Annotated in this window: 13 protein-coding genes; all 13 read left to right on the plus strand. The window is 43.0% G+C overall.

The features are described 5' to 3' along the window. The first annotated feature begins 89 nt into the window (after positions 1-89). The 13 genes from atpD to M8998_RS08890 all read left to right on the plus strand — a co-directional run bounded on the left by atpD (position 90) and on the right by M8998_RS08890 (position 14,149). On the plus strand, positions 90-1,592 hold the full coding sequence (gene atpD / locus M8998_RS08830) for a F0F1 ATP synthase subunit beta (protein ID WP_249992205.1): 1,503 nt from the start codon (positions 90-92) through the stop codon (positions 1,590-1,592). A gap of 1 nt (position 1,593) precedes the next feature. Beyond that, positions 1,594-1,842: an ATP synthase F1 subunit epsilon gene (atpC, locus tag M8998_RS08835; protein ID WP_249992206.1), complete on the plus strand. Its 249-nt coding sequence runs from the start codon at positions 1,594-1,596 to the stop codon at positions 1,840-1,842. Between the two features lie 372 nt (positions 1,843-2,214). Then, positions 2,215-3,105, plus strand: coding sequence for a branched-chain-amino-acid transaminase (ilvE, locus tag M8998_RS08840; protein ID WP_249992207.1), 891 nt, complete (start codon positions 2,215-2,217; stop codon positions 3,103-3,105). Beyond that, on the plus strand, positions 3,089-4,789 hold the full coding sequence (gene ilvD, locus M8998_RS08845; RefSeq protein ID WP_249992208.1) for a dihydroxy-acid dehydratase: 1,701 nt from the start codon (positions 3,089-3,091) through the stop codon (positions 4,787-4,789). The genes ilvE and ilvD overlap by 17 nt, the downstream gene beginning before the upstream one ends. An 87-nt stretch (positions 4,790-4,876) precedes the next feature. Continuing rightward, a complete protein-coding gene (ilvB, locus tag M8998_RS08850) occupies positions 4,877-6,613 on the plus strand; it encodes a biosynthetic-type acetolactate synthase large subunit (RefSeq protein ID WP_249992209.1) in 1,737 nt (578 codons plus the stop codon). Positions 6,614-6,657: 44 nt separating this feature from the next. After that, the gene (locus M8998_RS08855; protein ID WP_249992210.1) at positions 6,658-7,041 is read left to right on the plus strand and encodes a four helix bundle protein; all 384 of its coding nucleotides are present in this window, start codon (positions 6,658-6,660) and stop codon (positions 7,039-7,041) included. 56 nt (positions 7,042-7,097) lie between these two features. Next, a complete protein-coding gene (gene ilvN / locus M8998_RS08860) occupies positions 7,098-7,688 on the plus strand; it encodes an acetolactate synthase small subunit (RefSeq protein ID WP_249992211.1) in 591 nt (196 codons plus the stop codon). 13 nt (positions 7,689-7,701) lie between these two features. Then, complete coding sequence (locus tag M8998_RS08865) at positions 7,702-8,166, plus strand: DinB family protein (RefSeq protein ID WP_249992212.1); 465 nt, start codon at positions 7,702-7,704, stop codon at positions 8,164-8,166. A gap of 36 nt (positions 8,167-8,202) precedes the next feature. After that, positions 8,203-9,684, plus strand: coding sequence for a ketol-acid reductoisomerase (gene ilvC / locus M8998_RS08870; RefSeq protein ID WP_249992213.1), 1,482 nt, complete (start codon positions 8,203-8,205; stop codon positions 9,682-9,684). A gap of 117 nt (positions 9,685-9,801) precedes the next feature. Then, complete coding sequence (leuC, locus tag M8998_RS08875) at positions 9,802-11,217, plus strand: 3-isopropylmalate dehydratase large subunit (RefSeq protein WP_249992214.1); 1,416 nt, start codon at positions 9,802-9,804, stop codon at positions 11,215-11,217. A 26-nt stretch (positions 11,218-11,243) separates the two neighbouring features. Beyond that, the gene (locus M8998_RS08880; protein ID WP_249992215.1) at positions 11,244-12,068 is read left to right on the plus strand and encodes a methyltransferase domain-containing protein; all 825 of its coding nucleotides are present in this window, start codon (positions 11,244-11,246) and stop codon (positions 12,066-12,068) included. A gap of 1 nt (position 12,069) precedes the next feature. Beyond that, entirely contained in the window at positions 12,070-12,669 is a 600-nt protein-coding gene (gene leuD / locus M8998_RS08885; protein WP_249992216.1) for a 3-isopropylmalate dehydratase small subunit, read from the plus strand. Next, entirely contained in the window at positions 12,662-14,149 is a 1,488-nt protein-coding gene (locus M8998_RS08890) for an ATP-binding cassette domain-containing protein (RefSeq protein ID WP_249992217.1), read from the plus strand. Before leuD ends, M8998_RS08890 begins: the two co-directional genes overlap by 8 nt.

Below are 14,149 nucleotides of genomic sequence, written 5' to 3' on the forward strand. Positions count from 1 at the left end.
CAACGGATAAAAGCTATTTTTGCAAACCAAAATACACCACGATAGAAGTGGCTGTATATGAATGAATAATTATATTTAGTCCTGTTAATATGCCCAATATTGGTAAAATAGCGCAGATTATCGGCCCTGTTGTTGACGTCAACTTCGCCGACAATGAAAATCTTCCGAAAATTTTTGACGCTCTGTACATTGAGAAAGAAAATGGTCAGCGTGTAGTTTTGGAAGTTCAAAAACACTTAGGTGAAGAACGTGTTCGTACCATTGCGATGGATGCTACAGAAGGTTTGGTTCGTGGTATGCAAGTAATTGACACCGGAGCGCCAATTAAAATGCCTATTGGAGAAGGTATTAAAGGTCGTGTATTTAACGTCGTTGGAGATGCTATCGATGGTATCCAAAATGTCGATAAAGAAAACGGTCGCAGTATCCATAATGTACCTCCTCGTTTCGAAGATTTGTCGACAGAAACAGAAGTGCTATTTACAGGTATTAAAGTAATCGACTTACTAGAGCCCTATGCAAAAGGTGGTAAAATTGGTTTATTCGGTGGTGCCGGTGTTGGTAAAACTGTATTAATTCAAGAATTGATCAACAATATCGCAAAAGGACACGGTGGTCTATCTGTATTTGCAGGTGTCGGTGAGCGTACACGTGAAGGAAATGACTTACTCCGTGAGATGCTAGAGTCTGGCATTATCAAATATGGCGACCATTTCATGGAAGGCATGGAAAAAGGTCAATGGCCATTGGACCAGGTTGATCATGAGTTGATGAAAGAGTCTAAATGTACTTTCGTTTTCGGACAAATGAACGAGCCTCCAGGTGCACGTGCACGTGTAGCCCTTTCTGGTCTTACTATCGCAGAGTATTTCCGCGATGGAGAAGGTGAAGGCCAAGGTCGTGACGTTCTTTTCTTTATCGACAATATCTTCCGTTTTACACAAGCTGGTTCTGAAGTATCTGCTCTTTTAGGCCGTATGCCATCAGCAGTAGGTTACCAACCTACGTTGGCTACAGAGATGGGTTTGATGCAAGAGCGTATTACATCAACTAAAAACGGATCTATCACCTCAGTGCAAGCAGTTTATGTACCTGCCGATGACTTAACTGACCCGGCACCAGCAACAACTTTTGCTCACTTAGATGCTACTACTGTATTGTCTCGTAAAATTGCGGAATTAGGTATTTATCCAGCGGTAGATCCTTTGGACTCTACTTCCCGTATCCTTTCGCCAGCAGTATTAGGTGATGAGCATTACAATACCGCACAACGTGTGAAAGAAATTTTGCAACGCTACAAAGAACTACAGGATATCATTGCCATCCTAGGTATGGATGAGCTATCTGACGAAGATAAGTTAACCGTTACACGCGCTCGTCGTGTACAACGTTTCTTGTCACAACCTTTCCACGTAGCAGAGCAGTTCACCGGTCTAAAAGGTGTGTTGGTAGATATCAAGGACACGATCAAAGGTTTTAATATGATTATTGATGGTGAGGTAGATGAATATCCGGAAGCATCTTTCAACTTGGTCGGTACCATTGAAGATGCTATTGAAAAAGGTAAAAAACTAATAGCAGAAGCTGTTTAATATGAAATTAACAATCATAACTCCCGATAAGTTAGCATACGAAGGCGAAGTGACGGCAGTTACCGTTCCTGGCAGTGCTGGTTCTTTTCAGATCTTGAAAGACCATGCCGCTATCGTATCTACATTGGAAGATGGTAAAGTAAGCATTAATACGGGTACTTCAGAAGAGGTATTCCAAATCAAAGGTGGTGTAGTGGAAGCTAAAGACAATATTATTATTGTCTTGGCAGAGGGTATCGCTGAGAGTTAGTATCTGAAAAGAACAACCAGTCAAAAGCCTCTTAAAACGTCTAGTTTTAAGAGGCTTTTTTTATAAGCTTAATACCCAAAACAGGTGTTTTAAGCAGAAAACTGCTCGCCTAGCAAAAAATATGAATTCCGCAAGGGTAGACTAATTTTAATATCAGTCTACTTTACGCCAAATTAAAATTTGAAATAATCATATTAATTAACAACATATAGCCATGTTTTGCATGTATTCAAAATAAAAAACTTTTACAAAATTTTTATACTCGCTATTGTTTAAAAATTGGATTCGCTTTATCTTACAGAAACAAAATGAGAAGACCTGTCTCTGTTGTGATGATGATACCAAACAGAGGACAACAAAATCGGAATAGCTATGCAGTATTATAATCAGGACACCTACATATTTTTGGATGGAGAGTTTGTGAAAGCAAATGAGGCCGGCACGGATTTTTTCGGACAGGCTTTGCATTACGGCTATGGCGCCTTCGAGGGCTTGCGTGCTTACAGCACACACAATGGCGTTCGTATATTCAAAGCTGAAGCACATTTTGATCGTTTACGAAAATCATGCGAATCGATTAACCTTCCTTTCCCATGGTCTACACGCGAATTGGTGGAACGAACCTATGAACTATTGGAACGTAATAACATGCGCGCAGCTTATATCCGTCCTTTAGTATCGTCCGGAACCAATATGCACCTTACGGCTGCGTCGTCTGCTAACATCATGATCGCTGCATGGGAATGGGGACCATTTCTTGGTCAAAATTTGCTGAATGTATGTCTTTCTGATATTCGCAGACCTCACCCTAAAGCCTTTCAAATTGATGCCAAAATTTCTGGCCAATACATCAATGCCATTCGCGCTACCAGCGACGCGATACGCAACGGATTTGACGAAGCATTGATGCTAGACCAGGACGGTTTCGTTGCGCAAGCTGCCAGTGAAAATCTATTTTTAGAAAAAGATTTCAAGATATATACTCCCCCGATGCAACATGTTTTCCCTGGAATTACACGCCAGACGGTGATCGACATCTGTAAAGATTTAAACTTCGAGGTCGTCGAAAAGCGTCTAACTGTATCGGATTTATATGAAGCAGATAGTGCCTTTTTATGTGGCACCGCAGCAGGCATTATTGGGATTAAACAAATTGACGACACAACCTATCCAGAAGATTGGGAAAATACGATAGGTTCGTCCATACAACGTACATACAAAAAATTAGTATTAGAGCAAGAGAATTATGAAGTCATCATCTGAGAACGAGCACACGTTAAACAGATATAGCCGCATCTTCACGCAAGATGCCACACAGCCAGCCGCCAAAGCGATGCTTTATGGTATCGGATTAACAGACCAGGACATGGCAAAGGCACAGGTCGGCATCGCCAGCATGGGATATGATGGCAACACCTGTAATATGCATCTCAATGATCTGGCAAAACAGGTAAAAAAAGGTGTTTGGTCGGAAGATTTGGTAGGATTGATTTTCAACACCATCGGAGTAAGTGATGGTATGAGTAATGGAACCGATGGCATGCGTTATTCCTTAGTAAGCCGAGATGTTATTGCAGATAGTATTGAAACCATTTGTGGTGGACAATATTACGACGGTGTAATCGCTATTCCAGGTTGCGACAAAAATATGCCCGGTGCCATCATGGCCATGGCACGATTGGATCGTCCTTCCTTGATGGTGTATGGCGGCACGATCGCGCCAGGACATTACAAAGGAGAAGAACTCAATATCGTGTCTGCTTTTGAAGCTCTGGGACAGAAAATCTGTGGCAATATCTCGGATGAAGATTACGAAGGAGTGATAAAAAACACGTGCCCAGGTGCCGGCGCTTGCGGTGGCATGTATACAGCTAACACGATGGCATCTGCTATTGAAGCACTGGGAATGAGCCTACCCTATTCTTCTTCTAACCCTGCCGTAAGTGAGGAGAAAAAACAAGAGTGTCTGGATGCCGGAAAATACATCCGTATCCTACTGGAAAAAAATATCAAACCATCCGATATCATGACGCGCAAGGCATTTGAGAACGCCATACGTAGCATCGTCATATTAGGAGGTAGTACAAATGCCGTATTGCACTTCATTGCCATTGGTAAAGCTATAGGCGTTGATATTTCGCAAGATGATTTTCAACGCATGAGCGATGAAACACCAGTACTGGCAGATTTTAAGCCTAGTGGTAAGTACCTGATGCAAGATTTACATCAATATGGTGGTACGCCAGCTGTTATGCGATACCTGCTTGATCAAGGTTTAATTCATGGAGATTGCCTCACCGTGACCGGAAAAACAGTAGCCGAGAATTTAGCAGACGTGAAGTCCATTATGGATTACGATCAACCCATTATCCACACGTTGGATAATCCGATCAAAGCGACCGGCCATCTGCAGATATTGTATGGAAACATCGCAGAAAAAGGCTCTGTAGCAAAAATTTCCGGCAAGGAAGGAGAACGTTTTGAAGGACCTGCGCGCGTATTCGATGGCGAACAAAACCTTATTCAGGGTATTTCTTCTGGAAGAGTAAAGCCGGGCGATGTCGTGGTTATTACCAATGCTGGACCCAAGGGCGCACCAGGTATGCCCGAAATGCTAAAGCCGACGTCCGCTATTATTGGCGCTGGCTTAGGGAAATCGGTAGCCTTAATAACCGACGGTCGCTTCTCTGGTGGCACGCATGGCTTTGTAGTTGGACACATCACGCCAGAATCGTATGCTGGTGGCTTGATTGGTCTGATAGAAGACAATGATCATATCGTGCTTGATGCGGTAAACAACACGATTAATGTATTGCTATCGGACGAAGTGATTGCCGAGCGTAGAGCACGTTGGCAACAACCTGCATTAAAAGTATCCAAAGGAGTATTATATAAATATGCAAAGACAGTGGCCGACGCTTCCGAAGGCTGTGTAACGGATTTGTAAAATATTAAAAGGCAAAAAATAAAATTTAAATGGTAGAACGTCAACCAGTTTTTTGACTTTTTGCTTTTTACTTTTGACTTAAAAACAATGAGCACATTAGAAAAAACGGAGTTAGAAAAAGAAACGTCTACAACCACACAGCTTAGCGGTTCGCAGGCAGTGCTAGAAGCTTTGCTTCAAGAGGGAGTAGACACTATTTTCGGTTATCCAGGTGGCGCGATCATGCCGATCTACGATGCCTTGTATGACTATAGCGAAAAATTAACGCACATCCTCGTACGTCACGAACAGGGTGGCATCCACGCCGCGCAAGGCTATGCACGTACCTCTGGCAACGTAGGCGTAGCTTTCGCTACCAGCGGACCAGGCGCCACTAACCTCGTAACAGGTCTGGCCGATGCGATGATTGATAGTACTCCACTAGTGTGTGTCACTGGACAGGTGTTCGCCGCACTATTAGGTACCGATGCTTTTCAGGAAACAGACGTCATTAACATTACTACACCAGTTACGAAGTGGAACTATCAGGTAACGGATGCAAACGAAATACCAGAAGTCATGGCGAAAGCATTTTATATCGCCAAAACAGGCCGTCCAGGACCTGTGTTAGTTGACATTACAAAGAATGCGCAATTGCAACTTTTTGATTTCCTAGGATATAAAAAATGTGATCATATTCGCAGCTATCGTCCGAAGCCAGTCATCCGTAAAGAATATATCACACAAGCTGCAGAAGTCATTAATCAAGCGAAAAAACCTTTTGTCTTATTTGGACAGGGCGTTATACTGGGCAAAGCCGAGGCCGAATTCAAAGCCTTTATTGAAAAAGGTGGTTTTCCGGCAGCCTGGACTGTGATGGGATTAAGTGCATTAGAAACTGATCACCCCTTAAACGTAGGTATGCTAGGCATGCATGGCAACTACGCGCCCAACGTGATGACCAACGAGTGCGATGTACTAATCGCTATCGGAATGCGTTTCGATGACCGCGTAACCGGAAGACTCGATAAATATGCAAAACAGGCGAAAATCGTACACCTGGACATTGACCCGGCGGAAATTGATAAAAATGTTAAAACAACGGTTCCTGTTTGGGGAGATTGTAAGGAAACCCTTCCCTTGCTCACCGAGCTGTTGCAAGAAAAAGATCATAACGCTTGGGTGACAGAGTTCCGAGAATTGGAGAAGGAAGAGATCAAAGAAGTGATCCAAGACGAGCTGAACCCTACGACAGATATCATGACAATGGGAGAAGTATTGAAAACCTTAAATGAATTGACCGGTGGCGATGCGATTATTGTAACCGACGTCGGCCAGCACCAAATGGTTTCCTGTCGTTACGCCAAGTTTAACTCCAGCCGATCCAATGTAACCTCTGGAGGCTTAGGCACCATGGGTTTTGGCCTACCAGCCGCTATTGGCGCCTGGTATGGTGCTCCTCATCGCGATGTAGTCGCTATTATCGGTGATGGCGGCATCCAAATGACTATCCAGGAACTGGGCACGATCATGCAGTTTGGCGCTAAGGTAAAAATCATGATCCTGAACAATGAGTTTCTAGGTATGGTGCGCCAATGGCAACAACTCTTCCATCAGCGTCGCTATTCATTTGTAGACATCACTAGTCCAGATTTTGTGGCGGTAGCGAAAGGATACTACATCGACGGAAACAAAATATCAGAACGGAAAGACCTGAAACCTGCACTGAAGACGATGTTGGATCACGATGGCGCTTACCTACTCGAAGTGATGGTAGGCAAAGAAAACAATGTTTTCCCTATGGTAGCGCAAGGCACGTCGGTCTCAGAAATACGTTTGAAATAAAAGTGAGAAGTGAGAAGTGAGAAGTGAGAAATTAGAAGTAGGAAATGGAAAACGAAAGAAAGATATACGACATAAAGGAACGAACTTTTGAGTTTTCCAAAAGTGTAATTCTGTATGTCAAGGACTTCAAATTCAACCGTATCTTTCACTCCTTGTTCGACCAATTGATAAGAAGTGCCACATCTATTGGCGCAAATATTACAGAAGGAAAAGCAGGCTCTTCTAAAAACGACTTTTTAAAGTTTTACATCATAGCCCTAAAATCAGCCAACGAAACAGAATATTGGTTGAAACTTATTAAAGAAACATTAGTGGTTGAGGAGCATTCTGATATAAACTCTTTACTGAAAGAAACGGATGAGATAATAAGAATATTAGTAGCAATTATACTTAGAAGTAAGAATTTAGAAGTTAAAAGTCAGAATTAAGAATTCTGAAAGGATTTCTCACTTCTTAATTCTAACTTCTGAATTAATTTTTTAAAATGGAAAAGCAAGAATACACCATCACGTTATATACCGAAAATTCCATCGGGATGATCGGACGTATCTCGATCATCTTCTCGAGACGTAAGATCAACATAGAGAGTCTCAACACCTCCCCTTCTGAAGTGGAAGGCATACACCGTTTTACCATTGTAATCAGCGAAAGCGAAGAGGTAGTGCGTAAGTTGTGCCGGCAGATCGAAAAGCAAGTGGAAGTATTGAAAGCCTATTATAATACCAACGATGAGTTGGTATGGCAAGAACAAGCGCTTTACAAAGTGCCTGCCGATGTGATTGCCGAGAAAGCTTACGTAGAGCGTTTGCTCAGACAATACGGCGCCACAGCGGTAGCGATCCGCAATGATTACATCGTGTTTGAAACGGCAGGCCATCGCGAAGAAATAGATCGATTGACAGCCGAGCTCACCAAATACAATTTGATCGAGTTTGTGCGCGGAGCGCGCATCGCTATTATCAAAGAAAGCGCCGGTTTCCACCAAAAACTGAAAGAGTTTGAAAAACAAGAACCATCACCTGACGTCGTGGAAAATGAATTCCTTGATCAGCAAGATGGCGTTTTCACCATGTAATTAAAGAACAGATATGAAGGATGTTTTTCACTTTATCCGCGATGCACGCCGTGCATTTATTGAACTTTTAGATACGCTAACGCTGGAACAACTCAACGAAATTCCGACAGGCTTTAACAACAACATTATCTGGAATTTTGGCCATATCGTTGTCTCAACACAAGGGCTATGTTATGTCCGCCCGGGTGTTCGACCAGACAGCAGTCAAATCTCCTATTTATCTGCTTATGCCAAAGGCAGCAAGCCCAGTTATTTCGTAGACCAGGCGGAAGTAGACGCTTTAAAAGGGCTGGCATTAAGCACTATAGAGGTGATAGAGCAGGACTACGAAGCAAACGCTTTCGAAGGCTTTCAGCCATTTGAGACCAGTACCTACAAATCTACGTTGAGCAGCATTGAAGAAGTCATCATCACAACGGCCGGACACGACAACTTACATTTTGGCTATGCTATCGCACAGAAAAGATTAATTAAATAAACCCAATTGATATCAAAAAAATATAAATAAATAACAATGGCAAATTACTTTAATACCCTATCGCTCAGAGAGCAGTTAACCCAATTAGGTCAGGCTGAATTTATGGATGCCGCCGATTTCAATGATGGTGTAGATGCTTTGAAAGGCAAAAAAATCGTTATTGTGGGTGCTGGTGCACAAGGTTTAAACCAAGGTTTGAATCTGCGCGATAGTGGTTTAGATGTTTCTTACGCCTTGCGTAAGGAAGCCATCGAACAGAAAAGAGACTCTTGGAAAAATGCCACCGATAACAACTTTGTCGTAGGCACCTATGAGGAATTGATTCCCACGGCAGATTTAGTCATTAACCTGACACCGGATAAGCAACATACCAATGTAGTAAACGCTGTACAACCACTCATGAAAGAAGGCGCTACCTTGTCTTATTCTCACGGTTTTAACATTGTAGAAGAAGGATTACAGGTACGTAAAGACCTGACCGTCATTATGGTTGCACCTAAATCTCCAGGTTCTGAAGTACGTGCCGAATTCTTACGTGGTTTTGGCGTACCTACGCTGATTGCCGTACACCCAGAAAACGACCCGCAAGGAAAAGGTTGGGCAGAAGCAAAAGCATATTGTGTAGGAACAGGGGGACATAAAGCCGGTGTATTAAAATCTTCTTTCGTAGCCGAAGTAAAATCCGATTTAATGGGTGAGCAAACCATCTTATGTGGTTTATTACAAACTGGGTCTATCCTATCGTTCGATAAAATGGTAGAAAAAGGCATTGATGCAGGATATGCTTCCAAACTCGTACAATATGGCGTTGAGGTAATTACCGAAGCCTTGAAGCACGGTGGTGTTAGCGGTATGTTAGATCGCTTAAGCAACCCGGCAAAAGTAAAAGCCTTCGAACTATCCGAAGAGCTAAAAGACATCATGCGTCCTTTGTTCGAAAAACACCAGGATGATATCATCTCAGGCCAGTTCAGCAAAACCATGATGGAAGACTGGGCAAATGGCGATGCCAACCTTTTGAAATGGCGCGCTGAAACCGGAGAAACGGCTTTTGAGAAAACGCCTGCTGGCGATGTAAACATCAATGAGCAAGAATATTTTGACAATTATACCCTGATGGTCGCTTTTGTACGTGCTGGTGTAGAATTGGCCTTCGAAGTGATGGTAGAAGCAGGTATCAAACCAGAAAGTGCCTATTACGAATCATTGCACGAAACCCCATTAATCGCCAACACCATTGCTCGCAAGAAATTGTTCGAGATGAACCGCGTGATTTCCGACACCGCAGAATACGGCTGTTACCTATTCGATCAAGCGTGTAAACCTTTGTTGGCAGACTTTATTAGAACGATAGATACAGACGTAGTTGGAAGAAATTTCAACGAGGGCAAAGACGGTGCAGTAGACAATGTAAAATTGGTTTCTATCAACGAAAAGCTACGCAACCATCCGGTGGAAGTCGTTGGACGTGAACTTCGTAAGGCAATGAAGGCCATGAAAACGATTAAAACTGCCTAAACGCAAAAACAGGATAATCCGTTAAAATTTTCGTAATTTTGATAGACATATCACGGGTCAAATTGACGATATGTTAATTTGACCCGTATCCATAATACCACAATTTGAGAGAGCATAATGGGAAAAACATTAGTAGAAAAAATTTGGGATGCGCACGTTGTGAAACGGCAGGAAGGTTTTCCAGACATCCTGTATATCGATACACACCTTATCCACGAGGTAACTTCGCCACAAGCCTTCGACGGCTTACGTAAGCGCAATTTACCCGTGTTCAGACCGAATCAGACGGTGGCCACAGCAGATCATAATGTGCCAACAATAGATCAGCACTTACCGATCAAAGAAGAGTTGTCAAGATACCAGGTGGATATGCTGAGCAAAAACACCAGCGAATTTGGTGTGGAGCTTTACGGACTAGGCCATCCTTACCAAGGCATCGTACACGTCATCGGTCCAGAATTGGGCATCACCTTACCAGGCAAAACCATGGTTTGTGGCGATAGCCACACTTCTACACATGGTGCATTTGGTGCGATTGCTTTCGGGATTGGCACATCGCAGGTAGAACAAGTATTCGCTACACAGTGTCTGTTGCAACAAGCACCGAAAACCATGAAGATTGAGGTAAACGGAACGCTAGGCGCGGGCGTAGGTGCCAAAGACATTATTTTATACATTATCGCCAAAATCTCTGCTGCTGGTGGTACTGGTTATTTCATTGAATATGCTGGTTCTGCCATTCGTGAATTGAGTATGGAAGCACGGATGACGATCTGTAACATGAGCATTGAAATGGGTGCCCGTGGAGGATTGATTGCTCCCGATGATATCACGTTTGACTATATCAAAGGACGTGAATTTGCACCTAAAGATAAAAAATGGGACGAGGCACTAGCGTATTGGAAAACCTTGTATTCTGACAAGGATGCCACTTTTGATGCAGTATTGGAATTTGCAGCAGAAGATATCGAGCCCATGGTAACGTACGGTACCAACCCGGGCATGGGCATGGGCGTAACCGAGCACATTCCAGCCATAGAGGCACAGCCAGAATCCGAACGACCTTCTTACAAAAAAGCCTTGAACTACATGGGATTTGAAGACGATCAGCCGCTTTTAGGTCGCCCAATCGACTATGTATTTATCGGTAGTTGTACCAACTCCCGTATTGAAGACTTACGCGAAGTAGCCAACTTCGTGCGTGGCAAGCAAAAAGCCGAGCAGGTAGAAGTGTGGATTGTTCCAGGATCAAAACAGGTAGAAGCGCAGGCCAAAGCAGAAGGTATCGATAAGGTGTTAGAATCAGCAGGTTTTATATTGCGTGAACCCGGTTGTTCCGCTTGTTTAGGGATGAATGAAGATAAAATTCCCGCCGGAAAATATTGTATATCCACCTCCAACAGAAACTTTGAAGGCAGACAAGGACCAGATGCGCGTACTTTGCTGGCCAGTCCACTGACGGCTGCTGCTGCTGCGATTACCGGTAAGATTACAGATGTACGCGAGTTTTTAGGTGCAGAAGAGGTCGTATAGATCTTTTATTTTTTAGACTTCGAAATATGTGTAATATCTGCGAGACCGCGACAGCCTCAGAAAATAAAATAATCGATAGAGCATCGCAAGGTGCAACTACAGTTTTCAACCGAAGAACACTCGAACAAGATTATCGAACGTTAAAATCGGCCTTGAGACCAGGTTTGCGTGTCTTAGATATCGGATGTTCCACTGGAGCAATCACAAAAGACATTGCTAATATCGTAGGACCTACTGGCTATGTTGTCGGAATTGACAATACCGCATCATTTATTGAAGACGGAAAAAAACAGTATGCTGATATTCAAAATCTGGAACTCCTACACTGCGATTTGTTAGATTTTGAGAGCGATCAACAATTTGATCTCATCGTATCGGCACGCACATTTCAATGGATTTCAACTTTAAATACAGCTATTGATAAACTAAAGCACTTACTAAAACCTAACGGACAGGTTTCTATTCTTGATTATAATCACGAAGCCATCAGCTGGAATCCACCCATTCCAAAGAGTATGGACAACTTCTATCATATGTTTTTGATGTGGAGAAAAGATGCTGGTATGAACAATAGAATTGCTTATGATCTGGCAGAATTGCTGGAAGAACATGGATTCGGACAAATTGAGGTTATTAACGCCGATGAACATTACGAAGGCAACAATCCTTTGCATATAGACAAAATCAAAGTTTGGTCGCAGGTAGCCAGTTCCAAACAAATGGTTGACGAAGGTTATATTTCCGAACAAAACCGTTTAGAAGCCATTCAAGATTATAATCATTGGACTGATCACGATGCTATCAGCATGACCATGAAACTGAGAGAAGTAAGAGCAATATTAAAATCATAATATGAAAAAATTTGAAACTTTAACCTCTACGGTAGTACCATTGCCGATAGAAAATATTGACACCGATCAGATCATTCCGGCTCGTTTTCTAAAAGCGACTACCCGGGATGGCTTTGGCGACAACCTATTCCGCGACTGGCGCTTTGATGGCGAAAATCAACCTAAAGCAGATTTCGTAATGAATGATGCTACCTACTCCGGCAAAGTGCTGGCCGCAGGTAAAAACTTTGGCTGTGGCTCCTCCCGTGAGCATGCCGCATGGGCTATTCAAGATTATGGTTTTGACGTGGTTATTAGCTCTTTTTTTGCTGACATTTTTAAAGGCAATGCGCTGAATAATGGTGTACTACCTATTCAGGTAACGGAAGAGTTTCTCGAAAAAATATTTGCTGCCACTTTTCAAAACCCTACCTCCAAACTATCGGTAGATTTGGAGGCACAGACAGTGACCATTCTAGACACCAATGAATCGTTCACTTTCGAGATCAATGCGTATAAAAAGTCTTGCCTGATTAATGGCTATGACGACATAGATTATATATTAAGTCACCGATCAGAGGTCGAAGACTTCGAAAAAACCCGCCCATTTAGCTATGTCTAAACCCTTGGTCCACATACAAGATTTATGTGTGCAATACGGTTCAAAAACGGTATTGCAAGACTTGGCGTGGACCTATCAAGAGGGAATAAATTGGGCTATCGGCGGAGAAAGCGGATCCGGTAAAACATCGTTAGCGCGCGCCTTAGCCAAACAAATCCCATATCAGGGATCGATCGCCCTAAATTTGCCGAGTTACAAATCTGCAGAAAGTGGATCTAAGCGGCAATCCGTTCTCTACATACCCAATTGGTATCAGTTTACTAACTTAGAAGGCGATCGTAACTTTTATTATCAGCAACGCTATAACACACATCAGGGAAGAGATACGAGAACAGTAGCTGGCGAACTGGCACACTTTGCGGAACAGGAAAACCTATCGCTCAACGAGTCATTACCCTATGTGCAAGTCTTAGGTCTTGAGGGGCAAATGGATTCACAGCTTATTGAACTTTCCAGCGGCGAGCACAAGAAGTTGCAGCTGGTAAAAGCTTTATGGCGCAAACCGCAGCTCTTGATCATCGATGAGCCGTACACCGGCCTAGATAAAGCCTCGAGAATAGCGCTAAACAAGTGCATCGACGAATTAGCGGATACAGGAGTACACCTAATTTTGCTAACTAATGACCCCAACCTACCGAAATGTATTAGCGCTTTCGCATGTATACAGGACGGTCAGTTAAAAGCAGTAGAGAGCGTTGAAGATTTTATCACCAATCAACCGCGTCAATCAGGTACTTTACCTTCTTTTCTGAAAGCTGATCCTGAATCAATCGGTGACCAAATCATTCAAATGAATCAGGTGAAGGTGCGCTATGGGGATAAGACCGTGCTGGAAGATATATCGTGGACAGTAAACCGAGGCGACAAATGGGTGATACAGGGATCTAATGGATCGGGAAAATCTACCTTGCTCAGTCTCATCAATGGTGATCATCCGCAAGCTTACGGGATGGATATACGCTTATTTGGCAACCAACGTGGATCCGGCGAAAGCATCTGGGACATCAAACAAAAGATTGGATTAATATCCCCCGAAATGCACTGGTATTTCGACCAAAGTGCTACCGTATGGCATACCGTCGCTTCCGGCTTTTTCGATAGCATCGGCTTATTTTCACAAACATCTTTTCAGCAGAGAAAGCAGGTGGACGAGCTACTGCACTTTTTCGATCTATTTACGGATAGAAACGAATTATTACAAACATTGCCATTGGGCAAACAACGGCTAGCATTACTTGCCAGAACGGTCATCAAAAACCCGCCTTTATTGGTGTTAGACGAACCCTGCCAAGGCCTAGATCAAGCCCAAACACAGTATTTCAACGACGTCGTAGACGAGTTGTGTGCATACGGAAAAACGCTACTATATGTCGGACATTACGAGAGTCAACTACCCAAATGCATAGATCATCGTTTGGTGCTAGAGAAAGGCCAAGTAATTAAGACACAACATAAACACATACTAGAAGAGCGAGTATAA

This window comes from Sphingobacterium sp. lm-10, assembly GCF_023554555.1.
In the GTDB taxonomy this organism is placed as follows: Bacteria; Bacteroidota; Bacteroidia; order Sphingobacteriales; family Sphingobacteriaceae; genus Sphingobacterium.

What these genes read in the sequence shown, in the direction of transcription:
- atpD (WP_249992205.1), top strand. Translation starts at nt 90, where the DNA reads ATGCCCAATATTGGTAAAATAGCGCAGATTATCGGCCCTGTTGTTGAC.
- atpC (WP_249992206.1), top strand. Translation starts at nt 1,594, where the DNA reads ATGAAATTAACAATCATAACTCCCGATAAGTTAGCATACGAAGGCGAA.
- ilvE (WP_249992207.1), top strand. Translation starts at nt 2,215, where the DNA reads ATGCAGTATTATAATCAGGACACCTACATATTTTTGGATGGAGAGTTT.
- ilvD (WP_249992208.1), top strand. Translation starts at nt 3,089, where the DNA reads ATGAAGTCATCATCTGAGAACGAGCACACGTTAAACAGATATAGCCGC.
- ilvB (WP_249992209.1), top strand. Translation starts at nt 4,877, where the DNA reads ATGAGCACATTAGAAAAAACGGAGTTAGAAAAAGAAACGTCTACAACC.
- M8998_RS08855 (WP_249992210.1), top strand. Translation starts at nt 6,658, where the DNA reads ATGGAAAACGAAAGAAAGATATACGACATAAAGGAACGAACTTTTGAG.
- ilvN (WP_249992211.1), top strand. Translation starts at nt 7,098, where the DNA reads ATGGAAAAGCAAGAATACACCATCACGTTATATACCGAAAATTCCATC.
- M8998_RS08865 (WP_249992212.1), top strand. Translation starts at nt 7,702, where the DNA reads ATGAAGGATGTTTTTCACTTTATCCGCGATGCACGCCGTGCATTTATT.
- ilvC (WP_249992213.1), top strand. Translation starts at nt 8,203, where the DNA reads ATGGCAAATTACTTTAATACCCTATCGCTCAGAGAGCAGTTAACCCAA.
- leuC (WP_249992214.1), top strand. Translation starts at nt 9,802, where the DNA reads ATGGGAAAAACATTAGTAGAAAAAATTTGGGATGCGCACGTTGTGAAA.
- M8998_RS08880 (WP_249992215.1), top strand. Translation starts at nt 11,244, where the DNA reads ATGTGTAATATCTGCGAGACCGCGACAGCCTCAGAAAATAAAATAATC.
- leuD (WP_249992216.1), top strand. Translation starts at nt 12,070, where the DNA reads ATGAAAAAATTTGAAACTTTAACCTCTACGGTAGTACCATTGCCGATA.
- M8998_RS08890 (WP_249992217.1), top strand. Translation starts at nt 12,662, where the DNA reads ATGTCTAAACCCTTGGTCCACATACAAGATTTATGTGTGCAATACGGT.